Origin of the sequence: Rhodococcus sp. NPDC056743 (assembly GCF_042790355.1) — a bacterium.
Taxonomy (GTDB): Bacteria; Actinomycetota; Actinomycetes; order Mycobacteriales; family Mycobacteriaceae; genus Rhodococcus_F.
On the sequence record NZ_JBHTZI010000005.1, the window covers coordinates 25,390 to 39,791 of the forward strand.

Consider the following 14,402-nt stretch of genomic DNA (forward strand, 5'->3'; position numbering starts at 1 on the left):
ATTGGGTCACGGGTGGGGAGGCCTTGATGACCATAGTTAGCGATTCAATTGCGGTGGGGGATGTTGTAGCCGGTTCGGCTGTGGGTGTGCGCGCCATGTTGTGGCAGTTGCGTCCGTCCGAGGTTCGTGACGTGGCGGTCAGTGCATCGGCGGAAATTCTTCGGTTGGAAGCGATTCGAGTTGCTGCGATCGACGAGCTGGCACTGAATCCAGACGAGCAGGTGCTGTGTTACCGCGGTGTCGGTCGGTGGTTGGCGGCCAATACGATGCTGCAGAACTCGGCCGGCAACAAGATCGCCGCCCTCGGTGCCGCACTCCGCGGCTTCCCGGATATTGCTGCGCAGTTCGAGGCCGGTGACCTCTCGCTCGACCATGCAGGGTTGATCGCCGCGTTCTGTGAATCGCCACCAAAAGGGATGCCGGACAGCGCGTTAATGCCAAGCCTGAAAACGCTGTTGGCCGCCGCATCCGGGGTGGAAGCGACCACTGTCAAGGTGCGGTATGCGATTGCTGTTTTGGAGCGGATTTTCGAGTCCGACGAGCCTCCGCCCGGCGAGGATAACGATCTGAATGTTTTGCGGATCGCGCCGACGTTGAATGGCCGGGTGGCGATCAAGGGTGATTTCGACGCGTTGACCGGTGAGATGCTGTTATCGGCACTGTCGGGGTTGTCGATGCCCAAACCTGCTGCGGACGGGACCCCGGATGCGCGGTCGGCAGCGAAGCGCACCGCCGACGCGTTCACGGAGTTGATTCGCCGCTATCTGGACAACGCTGTCACCGGTGTGGATGGTGGTCAGCGTCCGCATGTGAATGTGCATATCACCGCGAAAGATCTTGCGGAGCATCGGGAATGCGCCACCATGCGAGCCGAGGGTGATGACGCGCCTGATCTGGATGACGAGTCTGTGTTCGCGGATCTCGATGTCGGCTACATGCCGTGGATGGGACCACTGAGCGTCAGCAAAACTCGGATGCTGGCGTGCGATTGCATGCTCTCGACCGTCTTGATGGACGGTAACGGCGCACCGTTGGATGTGACTCCACTCGAGCGGTTGGTCTCCAAAGAGCAACGCATCGCGTTGATCGCCCGGGACAAAGGTTGCGCCTTCCCGAACTGTGATGCGGTACCGGCCTGGTGCGACGCGCACCATATAAAACCGTGGTCAACGGGCGGTTTGACGGTGATGGACAACCTCGTGTTGCTCTGCCGCAGCCACCACACGTTGATGCACAGCACCAGCGGGTTCCGCGGAATCTGGGAAATCACGATGGGCGATGATCACAAACCCTGGTTCATCCCACCGGCCGCGATCGACCCGAAACAACGACGCCGACGCTCCACCACCCGCCACGGCCCCGTCCACCGAGACTGAATTCGATAGGCGCCGGACTGTGTCCTCCTTGCGACAGCATCTGTCCCCCCATCGACAGGCCGAAACCGTATGGTCGACGCATGTCTTTCTGCGAGCCTGCCCGCGTCGTATCCGTACTGTCCTTGACCCCACACATGCGACGGATCAGCATCGAAGCAGAAGGTGACTGGCATTGGCCGACCGGCGGGCAGGGAGACGAGCGAATCGACCTCGCCTTCCCGAAACCCGGTGAGACAGAAGCCAACTACGAGTTCTTCAACAATCCCGACTACGGCAAGGCCGACCTCGGAACCGAACCGCCGTGGCGGCACTACACCGTGCGCAAAGTGCACGACGGCGGTCGACGTCTCGACATCGACTTCGTCGTGCACCCTGGCGGTATTGCTGCGGATTGGGCTTTGCGGGCGAGGCCCGGACACCTACTCGGTGTCTTCTGGTCAGATAGTTCTCGCTCCCATTACCAAGCCCCGGCGGGCCCTCGCTGGCAACTGCTTGTCGCAGACGCAACGGGTCTCCCCGGTTTGGGCAGGATTGTCGAAGAACTCCGCGAAGGCGACGTCGCACACGCGATCATCGAGGTCGAAACGGAAGAAGATCGACAGGAACTAACCACTCGCGGCGAAGTCACGTACACGTGGCTCACGGGGAGTGGTCTCGGAAAGGCGCCGAGCGCACTTTTCGATGCTGTCGAGAAGGTGGAGTTCCCTGACTCCGATTCAGAGAATACCTACGCCTGGGTGGCGTGCGAGAGCGCAACAAGCCGTCGAATTCGTAAGCATCTGAGGGAAGTTCGTGGAATCGCCCGCGACAAGCACAATGTTGTCGGGTACTGGAGAGAAGGCGCCGACGGTCACGTGTCCGGCATGAACAGCGAGGACGTTATCGTCGGCGCCTGAGCGCGGTGATCACTCTGCCGAAGTCTCGGCAGGATTTTCGGTGGACTCACCGGTTACCTCTTCAGCGGGCGCTTCAGCCGGCTTCTGGGCCAGCAGTTCGAACAGCGCGCGCCGCGCTTCGGCGAGAATCGCCTCAGCCTGAGCGACCTGCTCGGGCGTTCCGCCCGTGGCTACCGCAACTACGGCGCCTCGGAGAAGGCCCGTCTCGGTGCGAAGAGCTGCACTTGCCTCGGTGAACTCCGGGCGACCTCCGCGGCCTCCAAATCCACTGCGGCCACCGCGACCACCAAATTCTCCGCGGCCACCTCGCCCTTCGGGGCCACCACGACCTCGACGATCAGGGCCGCCACGGCCGCGTCGGCCTTCAAATTGACCTTCGAAGCGGCCTTCACCGAATCCGCGGCGCTGTCCACGTCCGCCGCCTTCGCGACGTTCTTGCATTTCTGGGTTGTTGTATGGGGCGTACATGTTGTCCTCCTGGACTGTCTGTGTTTGTTTGACGTATCGACGATATATCGTCAATAGATCGAACGCAAGGGTTTGAAGAAAAATTCCCGGAGACGTCAAAGCGGGGCAGCACTCGTGTCGAGTGCTGCCCCGCGCTCTACCGTGCCCCGCTGTCTATCGTGTCTTACTTTCCGAGATGCGCCGACTGTTCGAGATGCATCTTGATTCGCGCCAGGGTGGTGTCGATCCCGGCCTGGATGATCCGATCGCGGTCGCGGCCGAGAACTCCGCTACCGGACAGGATCCGCACATACAGGGGTGCCGTCGCAAAGATTTCACGAGTCTCGGTGAGCAGAGTTCCCGTTCCCGACGGCTCCACGAGAAAGCTCCATCGCGCCTTCGACTCATCCACTTCGAAGGAAAACTTCTGCCCACCAACAACTTCAGTGACGGTGCAGTGAGTGCTCCACCGCACCAGACCATGTTTGTTGGTGCCCTTGAATGTTGCACCTACCGTGCCTGGTTTACCGGAAGTCCATGCACCACCGGTATTTTCGGGACTGAAACGACCGATTCCCTCGAGGTCGCTGACCAGAGCCCAAACAGCGTCAGGCGCGGCTTCGATGAATGCGCTCGAGCGGTCCATCCGCACCCCCTACCGACCCGGTACCCAGGACATGATCTTGATGGCATGGGGCATGATCTTGGCCCACAACTTGGCCGGAACTCCGCGCGGCCCACCAAGATTCATGACTCTGGTGGTCGCAACAGTCTGCGGTTCGGTGTATTTGATCAGGCCTTCGGCGCCGTGACGGCGTCCGACGCCCGAGACTCCCATGCCGCCCATCGGCGCTGCGGTGCTGCCCCAAGTGGGGGCGTAGCCCTCGTCGACGTTGACAGTTCCGGCACGCACTCGTGCGGCAATCGCTTCACCAGCGGCCTTGCTTCCCGCCCACACACTGGCGTTGAGACCGTACTCGGTGTCGTTTGCAGCGGCGATTGCCTCTTCGGCGTCCTTGACGGGGTAGATCGAAACGAGGGGGCCGAAGGTCTCGTCGCGGTAGCACTCTGCGTCCTCGGGCACACCGGTGAGGAGGGTGGGCTCGTAGAACAACGGTCCGATATCCGGCCGCGCCTTGCCACCGGCAATGACGGTGGCGCCCTTCACCACAGCGTCGTCGACATGTGAGGAAATGGCCTTGACCTGGGCTTCGGAGACAAGGCTGCCCATCTCGATTCCGAATTCGTACCCGGCGCCGATGTTCATCTTCTTGACGCGGTCACCGAACATCCGGGTGAACTCGGGTGCGATCGACTCTTCGACGTAGATGCGCTCGATGGAAATACACAACTGGCCGGAGTTGGAGAAGCACGCACGCACGGCGGCGTCGGTGACCTCACGCAGATCTGCCCCGGCAAGAACGATCATCGGGTTCTTACCACCGAGTTCTGCGGAGAACCCGATCAGACGACGACCGGCCTGCTCGCCGAGCAACTGCCCGGTTGCGGTGGAGCCGGTGAACATGAGGTAGTCGGTGTTCTCGACCAACGTTGTTCCGACAACGCCGCCCGGCCCGGGAACTACGGCAAACAGATCGCGGGGAAGGCCTGCCTTGTACAGCAATTCGACGCAGGCAAGAGCGCAGTACGGCGTCTGGCTGTCCGGCTTGAGAACAACACCGTTGCCGGCGAGGAGCGCGGCAATAGCGTCGGACACCGCCAGCGTCATCGGGTAGTTCCATGGCGATATGACGCCGACAACGCCCTTGGGCTGGTACCGCACAACTGTCTTGGTCAGGCCGGGGAGCATGCCGGATACCCGGCGCGGACGCAGCAGCTTCGGGGCGACGCGCGCGTAGTGGCGTGCCGTCATCGAGATGTCGAGAACTTCTTCCTGCGCAGCCGCGCGCGACTTACCGGTTTCGGCCTGAGCCATGTCCATGAGTGCGTCGCGGTTCTCGAGGATGAGGTCGCGGTAACGATGGAAAATTGCAGCACGTTCGAGGACGGGACGCTTTGCCCACTCCTTCTGTGCGACGCGGGCGCGAGCGATGGCGGCACGAGCGTCGTCGGCGGTGCCCACGGGGATGGTCGCCAGCTCCTTGCCGGTGAACACCTCGGTGATGGACTTCGTCGGGCGATCGGCAGCGTTGTCGATGGCGATCAGTTCGGCGAGCCGCGAGAAGGTCGCAGCGGACGGAGCTGGCATTCGGTACCCCTACTGGTGAGTAGTTCTTGGAGTTACGTATAACTTACCTCTTCGGTGGTACCGATCACAGTGCGCCTTTTTGCAATCATCAGAGACATCACGGCAGCAATCGCGCACAGGGCGCCTGCCACGTAGAAAGCCGCGTCGTACGAGCCGATCTGATCGCGGACCAGGCCCGCGAGGAAAGCCACCAGTCCCGCACCGATCTGGTGCGACGCCAGCACCCAGCCGAACACGATGGGAGCGTCGGCGCCGAAGTGCTGACGGCACAGCGCGACGGTGGGCGGAACCGTCGCCACCCAGTCGAGCCCGTAGAAGATGACAAACGCGATCATCGGCGGGTTGACCGTGTTCGCGAGGAGCAGCGGCAGGAAGAGCAGCGAGATTCCGCGAAACAGGTAGTAGATGCCGAGCAGTTTGCGCGAATCCACCCGGTCGGTGAACCACCCCGACGCAATGGTTCCGACCATGTCGAGAATTCCGATCAGCGCCAACAGTGAGGCGGCCGTGGTGATCGGCATTCCGTGATCGTGCGACGCCGGAACGAAGTGCGTGCCGACAAGGCCGTTGGTACTCGCGCCGCAGATCGCAAATGTGCCGGCAAGGAGCCAGAACACCTTGGTCTTCGAAGCCATGACCAGCACGGAAATTGCGCGGCCCCCAGCGCCGCCGCGCTGATGAACCGGCGCAGCGGGCGCGACGTAATCGGCGGGCGCTCCGTATGGCGTCGTCCCGACGTCCGAGGGGTAGTTGCGCAGGAACAGCAGCACAAACGGCACGACAGCCAAAGCGGCGAAGGAGACCGTGAAGGCGACGCTCTTCCAGTCGTAGGTTTCGGCGATCTTTGCCAGGACGGGCAGGAACACCAACTGCCCGGCTGCGCCGCCGGCCGTCAGGATGCCGGTGACGAGCCCACGCTTCTCGACAAACCAACGGTCGACGACGGTGGCGACGAAGGCCAGCGCCATCGATCCGGTGCCCAAGCCGACAAAGACGCCCCACAGCAGGATCAACTGCCAACTCGATGTCATGAAGATCGTCAAACCACTGCCGAGCGAGATCAACGCCAGCGCCGAGGTGACAACAGCACGGATACCGAAGCGCTCCATCAGAGCCGCCGCGAACGGCGAGGTGAGTCCGTACAGGACCAGGTTCACCGACACCGCAGCCGAGATACTGGCACGTGACCAGCCAAAATCCTCATGCAACGGGTCGATCAGAATGGACGGCGCCGCGCGGAAACTAGCAGCACCGACCAACGCCAGGAAGGCCACGATCGCCACCGACCAGGCATGGTGAAAGCGCGGTGGGCGCACCCACTGTCGACCCGGTTCGGGGAGAGCGATCTCAGAAGTCACAAGAGGATTCTGCTGTACCTCGCCTGCCTGCGACAGTGGCCAGATTGCCAATATGTGAAAGAATCAGGCCATGAGCGGACCGCATCGAGTTGTTGTCCTCGCCCTCGACGGTGTCATTCCCTTCGAACTCGGCATCCCGGCGCGCATCTTCGGACGTGCGATCGACGCGCAGGACCAGCCGCTGTACGAGATCCTCACCTGCACTGTCGATGGTCGGCCTGTGCGAACGGACGCCGATTTCAGCATCACCGTCGACCACGGCAGTGAACTGCTCGCGACGGCGGACACCGTCGTCATTCCGGCGTCGTACGAACTTGGTCCCGCCTACGAGGACGGCCATCTCGCCCCGGAGTTGGCGGCGGCTTTCGAACACATTCGCCCGGGTACGCGACTCGTGTCGATCTGCACGGGCTCGTACATCCTGGCCGCAGCCGGCCTGCTCGACGGCTTGAGAGCCACCACGCACTGGCGCAACACGGATCACTTCCAGCGCATCTATCCCAAGGTGAAAGTGGACCCCGACGTCCTGTTCGTCGACGAGGGCCACATCCTGACCTCCGCCGGCGTGGCCTCGGGCGTGGATCTGTGCCTACACATCGTGCGGCGCGATCACGGAATGGAAGTGGCCAATACCGTCGCCCGGCGATGCGTCGTACCGCCATGGCGCGACGGTGGGCAGGCCCAGTACATTCGGCGCCCACTTGCCGACAAACCTTCCGAATCTACTGCCGTCGCCCGACATTGGGCACTCGAGCATCTCGGGGAAGCGATCACCCTTACGGACCTGGCGAACGGCGCCAACATGAGCGTGCGCACCTTCAGTCGCAGATTCCGCGACGAGGTCGGGACAACCCCGGGCCGTTGGCTCGCTGCCCGGCGGATCGATCGCGCCCGCGAACTGCTCGAAGAAACCGATCTCTCGATCGACGCGATCGCGGCCCGCTCCGGATTCGGAACCGCCACCTCGATGCGTCAACACCTCAGCGACACACTGGGCGTCTCACCGAGCACCTACCGTCGCACTTTCCAGGCACCGGGGTAAATCAGGCACTACCGGCAACTATCCTGGAGGTATGGCTGAATCGACCCGCCCGAATTTTATCCAGTACTGCGGATACCTTCTGGGCAAGACGCTCCCCGACAGGTACCAGGATTGGGTTCGGAACGATCTTGTCGGTCCCGGCGCGCAGGTTCGCTACATAGTTCGTTTCACCGTGCCGGCGACGCTCATCCTCCTGCTGTTTCTTCTGATTCCGGGGCCGATCTGGATTCCCCTCGCCATGATGGCACTACTCCTTATCCCGCTGGCCTATTTTGTCGTGGCGCTGGGAAACATCTACCGCCGTCATCGTCTACTGAGTCACGGACTCGATCCCGAACTGATGAACGAGAAAGCCCAGCGCCGCGCCGATCGCACTCGTGAGGACTACGAGAAGCGTCACGGTCGCTGACTCGTCAGCGGAACCTCGTCAGCGGAACCTCGTCAGCGGAACCTCGTCACAGGCGTTCGGCGTCGCGAAGTGACCATTGCTTTGCCAGCACTTCGGGGCCGACACCGTAGAACCGGAACATCAGTTCGAAGCCTGTGGAGTCGCCGGTCTCGATGAAGTTCGATTCGTGACCGGGCAGGGCGTGCGGTCCGAAGTACACATCGACGGTGCCGTCGTCGTTGGTCACCAGTCCTGGTGTCTGTGACGAAACGGAGTACTTGGCGTTGCCGCGGATGAATCCATGCGTGTCGGCGTCGTACATGGTGACCGACCAGTACTGCGAGACCGGCACGTCAGCAGGCACCGACATGCGATATGTGTTGGCAGAGTTGAAGAGTGAGCCGTCCTTGTCGCGAAGGTCTACGAGGTAGAACTGACCGACTCCGAGATGTTTGAGGCCGATGAAGGCCATGTGATAGACCACTCCGCGGCTCGTGTACGGGTATACCTGGCTGTGTGCGTCGAATCCGTCGCGCTGGCCTTCGATGAAATCTCGAGTTGCCGGGAAGAACCACTGGCTGCCTGTGAAGAATGGCTCGAAGCTCTCTTCGTAGATGACGCGAACCCAGTCGTGTGCTTCACGGATCGCGTCTTCGAGAATTTTGACTCGTTCGGGGTTCGGGTCGAAGTCTTTGCCCTTCTCGATGCCGATTCCGGCGAGCATCTCGGCGAACGCTCGATCACGCGGCAGCCACGGTTCGTCCTGAATGACGCGGTGCAACAGGTGAAAATAGCGAATGTCGTAGGGGATCGTGGTGTCGACGATCTCGCCGCTGAGGTCGCGGGCGCGGGTCTCGGGTGGGTTGTCCGCTTGTGTCAGCGGGTAGACCCGGATGCGCCGACACAGTTCCAGCCCCCGATCCAGCGCCTCTTGCGTCCCTTCGCTGAGCACGGAGCGCAATAGTGCGTAGCTGCCGTATGTTTCGGACGGCAAGGCGATGTACCCGTCCGGAACCTGACCGTCCCATCCGGGCGGCAGGATGAGGTATTTTCCTCCGCGGCCCTGGTCGGCACCGAAATGACCGACGTCTTCGAGAGGAACCTGCCAGACGTTGCAGAGGGTGCCGTTGAGAGCCTGTCCCTCGCTTTCGGCGGGGATCTCGACTACGACGGGGCCGTCGTGAGTATCGAAGAACGCCATGTAGTAGATGAGATCGGGGTTCGGAGTGAGTGTTTGGTTGTGCCAGTCGAGAAGGCGTGACCAATACACGAACTCATTCGACTTGCTCGACGCCAGCACTTCCCGCATGAGCTCGAAGTTCACGGCGGCCATGCCCCAGACTGCCGCCTCCACCGCACGTCTGTGTATACCGCGGCCGAGTATGTCCAGAGGAGTAGCGGTCATGAGAGCTCCCTATCGGTCGGTTGTGATCGCGGGCTCGAAATCTCCTGGCTTCCAACTGTTGTCGAATGCACCATCGGTAGGGCCGTAGATGCGGAAGTACACGAACCAGCCCGCACCTGGGATCGTCTGGATCCACGGTTCGTCCCCACTGGTCGGCAAAGAAGGGCCGAAGTGCACAGTGACCGTTTCACCGCCTAGGTGCTCACTGAGTTCGAAGAGGGACCGCAGTGCTGCGTGACCTTGCTCGGTATCGATCTGGCTGCGTGTTCGCGCGTCGTAGACGGTGATGCTCCAGAACAGTTTGCCGGGCACCGGAAGTGGCAGCGTGAGTGAGTAACGCGACCCGCCGTCGAGATATCGGCCCGCCCCGTCGCGGGCACAGAACCAGTAGAGCGATCCGCCACCCGCCTTGCGGCGGAACATCGCGGGTGAGGTGGCGATGGCTTGATAGAACCAGGTTTCCCGTGCCGTGACGTCGAGCATTCCGTCGTGCTCAAACATCGCGTTTTCCGGCCGCAGGCTCACCCATTCCCAATTTCGGTCGGCCCAGGCGATGCGGTCGTCGCGACGGTCGGCGAGGGACTGCACGCGCATCTGCGCGTCGGCTTCCACGGCAGCGCGTGCGAGCAGCGAGACGACGCGAGTATCGGTGGGCATCGGAGTCCCGGCGCGGATGCCCAGCTCGGACAGCTCGGCGGCGTACACCTCATCCGCCGGGGTCGCGCCTTCGACCGTGAGGTAATCGTGGACGAGATCCCAGAACTTCGGTGTTCCCTGCACCGAGTTCGGGCTGGTGTCCTGGGGAAGGCCGGTCATGTCGATCCATGTCGGCTCCACCCACGGCACTTCTGCGTCCAGCGGCGTGACCCGCGTCTGCCGTAGCAGATCGACCGCTTTGTCGAGATCGCCACCGAGAGGTACAGCGCGCAGGCCGGCGAGTACGTGCCGTGTCGATGCGCGAATGGTGATCGCGCCGTCTACCTCGATGTGGTCGCCGCTGGGAGGTACGACGAGGTAGCGGCCACCCTCCCCGCGATCGGCACCTGGGATGCCGACATCGGCGATCCACGATTGATCGGCGTTCAGGATCGCACCGAGTATCGGCCCGGCCGGGATGTCGACGATCATCGCGCCGAGGTCGAGGTCGAGTACTACCGGCGCATAAGGCGTGTCGGAGTTCAGTGTCAGGCCGACCTGCCCGGGACGGGTATCCATCGTTCCGAAGACTTGGTTCGGAACGATTCCCACTGCTGCGCTTCCTCGAAGGATCATCAGCCCGGACACCGCAGGGAAAAAGTGTTTGTAGCACGTGACAGCCCGCGTGAGGTCGGATGCGTCGTATGCCGCCTGGACGGTTTCCGGGGCGGGAAATCCGTCCGGTGTTCTTGCTGTCGCGTCCTGCATTGATGCCTCCTTGGTGGTGTCACCGGCCGGCCTCTGTGCTGCTGTGAATGCGACTTGTCATCCGGGAAGGGGCGGCGATCCGAGCATGGGCCTCCTCGCCCGCTATCGCATCACCCGAACCGGATGAGCCTCGTCACGGACGATCCCCGTCACGGATGAGCCGCGCGCACCAGATCCAGCGCGAAACGTGCGTAGTCACGCGCAATTTCCTCGGGGGTTTGCGGTCCACTCACCCGATACCATTGCGCGACAGAGACACACATCACGACGATGGCGCGGGCGGCCTGCCGTGGCCGATCGGTCCCGAACGCACCGGCGGCGATTCCGTCGGCCACTTGCTTTGTCATCAGCCATTGCTGGTAGTTGCGTGATTCCGCGATACGAAGCTCGTTCTCCACTGTGAGGCTACGCATTTCACTGGCTCCGATGAAACCCTGTTCCCGGCGATAAATATGGAACAGCGTCATGCATTCGACGAGCAACGCGACTCTCTCCGACGGGTTCGTTCCCTCGTTGATAGCCGCTAACGACCGGGTATTCAATTCATCCATGGTGCGATCGAGAATCTCGACGAGCATCTGCTGCTTGCTGGCGTAATGGTGATAAAGACCCGGGACGCTCATCTGCGCGCGTTTCGCGATCTCACGCATAGCGGCACCGTGATAACCGGTTTTCACCATCTCCGCGAGCGCGGCGGCCAACACCGGGTCGAAAGAACTCGGGCCGAATTTTCGCCACTCCTCGACGCGGAAGCTCACATCGAGACCGGACTCGCCGCCACCCCACCGCGGTTGCTCGGCCGGGCGGACCACCGCAGCGGGCAACAGAGCGTCGAAGCGCACGCCGAGAATGCCTCCGATCGCCGCCAACCTGTCAACGCTGACCCTGGTTTTTCCAGTTTCGACGGCACTGAGAGTGGCGGGACTGACCTCGAGTTGCCTGGCCAGTTCCCGCAACGAGAGACCCCTGCCCCGGCGAGCGTTCCGGATCGACGCTCCGATCTGCACAGCGTTCTCCAATTCCGTCACAGTGTTCAGTATCACCGAACATTGGAATTCCAACAATGCGATGACCACGGAAATTGCCAAAGCGGTTGACTACCGTTTATCGGCAAGAACATGATGTGGATCACAAATTGAGAGGTCCGCCCGAGCGATCGTTCGGTGTCGGCGGCGAGAGGATCACATCATCATGACCGAAGCGCCCTATCTTGGAGAACTTCTGCGCGACGCACCCAGCAACTGGGGCAAGTGGGGAGAGTCCGACGAGGTCGGTTCACTGAATTATCTCGACGCCGCTCAGGTACTTCGCGGCGTCGGGACCATCAAGCAGGGATCGGTGTTCACACTGCAGCGCTTGATCGGTGACCCCAAGGGTGACCCCGTCTGGCCAGGCCGCAGCCCCGCCGAGCGCACCCAGATTCTCGACGAGAGCAGCTGGGACGGCGACGACGCCCCCAACTTCCCTGGCGGTCTGCATTACGCGGACGACAAGATCGACGCGTTCCTTCAGGGTTCGACGCAGTACGACGCACTCGGCCACGTCTGGTTCGACGGCGCACTGTGGAACGGATACTCCGCCGATACCACCGTCGGCGGCCTGGAGAAGGCCAGCGTCGAACCTATCGCCGACCGCGGCGTCGTCGGCCGAGCAGTGCTGCTCGACATGGCCAAGTTTCGCGGCAAGGACAACCTCGACAAGGCCGAAACCTTCACGCACCATGATCTTTTGGCGTGTGCAGAGTCGCAGGGCGTCACGATCGAAAAGCGCGACATCCTCGTCATCCGCACCAACTTCCTCAAGCTCTTCTTCGACCAGGGTGACGCTTTCTACGAGGGCTTCTGCGAACCTGGTCTGATTTACAGCCCTGAACTCGTTCAGTGGTTCCAGGATATGGAGATCCCGAACCTGGTTACGGACACCATCGCCAACGAGGTGACCACTGATCCCGAAAACGGTGTGGCGCTGGTTCTTCACAACGCTCTGATGCGCAACCTCGGTGTGGTGTTCACCGAAATCTGCGATCTGGAGAAGTTGGCCGCCGACTGCGCCTCCGACGGTCAGTACACGTTCCTGTACGTCGCCGCACCACTCAAGGTCGCCAAGGCCAGTGGTTCGCCTGTGAATCCGGTTGCCATCAAATGACATACGAAGATCGCCCCTGGTTGTCGTTGTACCGCAACGATGTTCCGACGGATATCGAGGTCGAGCACGCCACGATGCTCACCATGTTGGCGGCTACTGTGCGCTCCGATCCCGATGCCACGGCTGTGAAATATTTCGATCACAGCCTCACTTTCAGCGAGATCGACCGGCAGAGCGACGCTCTGGCGCGAGCGCTCCGAGCCGGCGGGCTGACCAAGGGCGACCGGGTTGCACTCTTCCTGCAGAATGTTCCGCAGTTCGTTCTCGCCCTCGCCGGCATCTGGAAGGCCGGCGGCGTTGCCGTATCCGTCAATCCCATGAGCCGCGAACGGGAACTGGGGTACCAACTCGAGGACTCGGGAGCAGCGGTACTGATCGCCCTCGAGGGGCTCTACGACTCGGTCGGCCGTAACGTCGTCGCGAACTCTCCCGTCAAGCGCGTCATCACCACGTCGGAGCTCGAGTTCCAAAGCCGCAACGATTCACGGGCTTTGGGAGGAATCGAGAAGAAGAACCTCGGCACCGACGATCTTGTGACGCTGATCGAGAACTACTCCGACGGCGAGCCGATCAGCGCCGACATTGCGCCGGAAGACATTGCGGTGCTGACCTATACGTCAGGAACCACGGGACCACCGAAGGGGGCGATGACAACTCACGCGAACATGACGTTCAACGCCCAGGTCTACCGAGACTGGTTGAGCCTGACGCCGAAGGACACCGTGCTCGGTGTTGCGCCGCTGTTCCACATCACCGGGTTGATCGGTCACATCGCGGTATCGATGTTGGCAAGAATGCCCCTCGTGCTGACCTACCGGTTCCAGCCCGAGGTCATGCTCGACGCGATTCGTGAGCACCGACCAACCTTCACGGTCGGCGCGATCACGGCATTCACCGCGTTGCTCAACACTCCGGGATGCGCGCCGGAGGACTTCACATCGATGAGGTTGCTCTACTCGGGTGGTGCACCGATCTCTCCGACCGCCGCAGAGGCAGTGCGCGCCATGACCGGCGTTGCACTCCACAACATCTACGGATTGACGGAGACCACATCGCCGACACACGCGGTCCCGGTCGGTGCCGACACTCCCGTCGATCCCACCTCGGGCGCGCTGTCGGTCGGTGTCCCGGTTCCGAATACCGTCGTCCGGATCGAAGACGAGGACGGTACGGTGCTGCCGATCGGCGAGATCGGTGAACTGGTCGTCCGTGGTCCACAGGTGGTGCGCGGATACTGGAACAAACCGGAGGAGACCGCGTCGGCGATCCGCGACGGGTGGTTCCACACCGGCGACGTGGGCTTCATGGACGAAGCCGGTTGGTTCTACGTCGTCGATCGCAAGAAGGACATGATCATCGCGTCCGGCTACAAGGTGTGGCCCCGCGAGGTCGAGGACGTTCTTGCCGAACACCCAGCAGTGCGTGAGGCGGCTGTCGTGGGGATCGCCGACGAGTACCGAGGCGAGACGGTGAAGGCGTTTGTCAGCCTCGTTGCCGGCGCTTCCGTCACCCCGGACGACCTCATCGACCACTGCAAGAAGCGAATGGCGGCGTACAAGTATCCGCGTTCCGTAGTGCTGGTGGAGGAACTACCCAAGACCGTCACCGGGAAGATTCTGCGTCGGGAACTGCGTACAGCCACCTGATCACGAGGACTCGAGATTCAAGTCTGGGTGTTCGGTGTTCGGTCGATACCGAACACCGAACACCCTGTTCGTTAATACCGGTCAGC

13 protein-coding genes are annotated in these 14,402 nt (G+C 62.0%); 6 read left to right on the plus strand and 7 right to left on the minus strand.

The features are described from left to right. Nucleotides 1–26: 26 nt before the first annotated feature. On the plus strand, nt 27–1,376 hold the full coding sequence (locus tag ACFRFQ_RS12370) for a DUF222 domain-containing protein (protein ID WP_378657525.1): 1,350 nt from the start codon (nt 27–29) through the stop codon (nt 1,374–1,376). Between the two features lie 80 nt (nt 1,377–1,456). Further along, nucleotides 1,457–2,272, plus strand: a complete 816-nt coding sequence (locus ACFRFQ_RS12375) for a siderophore-interacting protein (protein ID WP_378657528.1) — start codon at nt 1,457–1,459, stop codon at nt 2,270–2,272. A 9-nt stretch (nt 2,273–2,281) separates the two neighbouring features. On the opposite strand, the gene ACFRFQ_RS12380 is transcribed toward ACFRFQ_RS12375, so the two are convergent. The 4 genes from ACFRFQ_RS12380 to ACFRFQ_RS12395 all read right to left on the minus strand — a co-directional run bounded on the left by ACFRFQ_RS12380 (nt 2,282) and on the right by ACFRFQ_RS12395 (nt 6,286). Then, the gene (locus ACFRFQ_RS12380; RefSeq protein ID WP_378657531.1) at nt 2,282–2,740 is read right to left on the minus strand and encodes a hypothetical protein; all 459 of its coding nucleotides are present in this window, start codon (nt 2,738–2,740) and stop codon (nt 2,282–2,284) included. Nucleotides 2,741–2,903: 163 nt separating this feature from the next. Then, nucleotides 2,904–3,365, minus strand: a complete 462-nt coding sequence (locus tag ACFRFQ_RS12385; protein ID WP_378657534.1) for an SRPBCC family protein — start codon at nt 3,363–3,365, stop codon at nt 2,904–2,906. Nucleotides 3,366–3,374: 9 nt separating this feature from the next. Beyond that, nucleotides 3,375–4,928: a succinic semialdehyde dehydrogenase gene (locus ACFRFQ_RS12390; RefSeq protein ID WP_378657536.1), complete on the minus strand. Its 1,554-nt coding sequence runs from the start codon at nt 4,926–4,928 to the stop codon at nt 3,375–3,377. Between the two features lie 32 nt (nt 4,929–4,960). Beyond that, a complete protein-coding gene (locus ACFRFQ_RS12395; RefSeq protein ID WP_378657539.1) occupies nt 4,961–6,286 on the minus strand; it encodes an MFS transporter in 1,326 nt (441 codons plus the stop codon). Between the two features lie 70 nt (nt 6,287–6,356). Here ACFRFQ_RS12395 and ACFRFQ_RS12400 point away from each other — a divergent pair, with 70 nt between their 5' ends. Both ACFRFQ_RS12400 and ACFRFQ_RS12405 read left to right on the plus strand, forming a co-directional pair. Continuing rightward, nucleotides 6,357–7,328: a GlxA family transcriptional regulator gene (locus ACFRFQ_RS12400; RefSeq protein ID WP_378657542.1), complete on the plus strand. Its 972-nt coding sequence runs from the start codon at nt 6,357–6,359 to the stop codon at nt 7,326–7,328. 31 nt (nt 7,329–7,359) lie between these two features. Next, on the plus strand, nt 7,360–7,737 hold the full coding sequence (locus ACFRFQ_RS12405; protein WP_378657544.1) for a DUF5313 family protein: 378 nt from the start codon (nt 7,360–7,362) through the stop codon (nt 7,735–7,737). Nucleotides 7,738–7,783: 46 nt separating this feature from the next. Here the strand turns inward: ACFRFQ_RS12405 and ACFRFQ_RS12410 are convergent, their stop codons facing one another. The 3 genes from ACFRFQ_RS12410 to ACFRFQ_RS12420 form a co-directional block, all read right to left on the minus strand. Next, nucleotides 7,784–9,121 (minus strand): DUF1254 domain-containing protein, encoded by a 1,338-nt coding sequence (locus ACFRFQ_RS12410; protein WP_378657547.1) that lies wholly within the window; start codon nt 9,119–9,121, stop codon nt 7,784–7,786. 9 nt (nt 9,122–9,130) lie between these two features. Next, a complete protein-coding gene (locus ACFRFQ_RS12415) occupies nt 9,131–10,525 on the minus strand; it encodes a DUF1214 domain-containing protein (RefSeq protein ID WP_378657550.1) in 1,395 nt (464 codons plus the stop codon). Nucleotides 10,526–10,674: 149 nt separating this feature from the next. Next, nucleotides 10,675–11,553 (minus strand): TetR family transcriptional regulator, encoded by an 879-nt coding sequence (locus ACFRFQ_RS12420; RefSeq protein ID WP_378657554.1) that lies wholly within the window; start codon nt 11,551–11,553, stop codon nt 10,675–10,677. Nucleotides 11,554–11,716: 163 nt separating this feature from the next. Between ACFRFQ_RS12420 and ACFRFQ_RS12425 the strand changes: the two genes are divergently transcribed. Beyond that, nucleotides 11,717–12,670: a cyclase family protein gene (locus tag ACFRFQ_RS12425; RefSeq protein WP_378657556.1), complete on the plus strand. Its 954-nt coding sequence runs from the start codon at nt 11,717–11,719 to the stop codon at nt 12,668–12,670. After that, complete coding sequence (locus tag ACFRFQ_RS12430; RefSeq protein ID WP_378657558.1) at nt 12,667–14,316, plus strand: class I adenylate-forming enzyme family protein; 1,650 nt, start codon at nt 12,667–12,669, stop codon at nt 14,314–14,316. Before ACFRFQ_RS12425 ends, ACFRFQ_RS12430 begins: the two co-directional genes overlap by 4 nt. The last annotated feature ends 86 nt before the right edge of the window (nt 14,317–14,402 follow it).

Bases quoted from the DNA above. Each gene is read 5' to 3' on its own strand.
- ACFRFQ_RS12370 (WP_378657525.1), top strand. From the start codon at position 27: ATGACCATAGTTAGCGATTCAATTGCGGTGGGGGATGTTGTAGCCGGT.
- ACFRFQ_RS12375 (WP_378657528.1), top strand. From the start codon at position 1,457: ATGTCTTTCTGCGAGCCTGCCCGCGTCGTATCCGTACTGTCCTTGACC.
- ACFRFQ_RS12380 (WP_378657531.1), bottom strand. From the start codon at position 2,740: ATGTACGCCCCATACAACAACCCAGAAATGCAAGAACGTCGCGAAGGC.
- ACFRFQ_RS12385 (WP_378657534.1), bottom strand. From the start codon at position 3,365: ATGGACCGCTCGAGCGCATTCATCGAAGCCGCGCCTGACGCTGTTTGG.
- ACFRFQ_RS12390 (WP_378657536.1), bottom strand. From the start codon at position 4,928: ATGCCAGCTCCGTCCGCTGCGACCTTCTCGCGGCTCGCCGAACTGATC.
- ACFRFQ_RS12400 (WP_378657542.1), top strand. From the start codon at position 6,357: ATGAGCGGACCGCATCGAGTTGTTGTCCTCGCCCTCGACGGTGTCATT.
- ACFRFQ_RS12405 (WP_378657544.1), top strand. From the start codon at position 7,360: ATGGCTGAATCGACCCGCCCGAATTTTATCCAGTACTGCGGATACCTT.
- ACFRFQ_RS12410 (WP_378657547.1), bottom strand. From the start codon at position 9,121: ATGACCGCTACTCCTCTGGACATACTCGGCCGCGGTATACACAGACGT.
- ACFRFQ_RS12415 (WP_378657550.1), bottom strand. From the start codon at position 10,525: ATGCAGGACGCGACAGCAAGAACACCGGACGGATTTCCCGCCCCGGAA.
- ACFRFQ_RS12425 (WP_378657556.1), top strand. From the start codon at position 11,717: ATGACCGAAGCGCCCTATCTTGGAGAACTTCTGCGCGACGCACCCAGC.
- ACFRFQ_RS12430 (WP_378657558.1), top strand. From the start codon at position 12,667: ATGACATACGAAGATCGCCCCTGGTTGTCGTTGTACCGCAACGATGTT.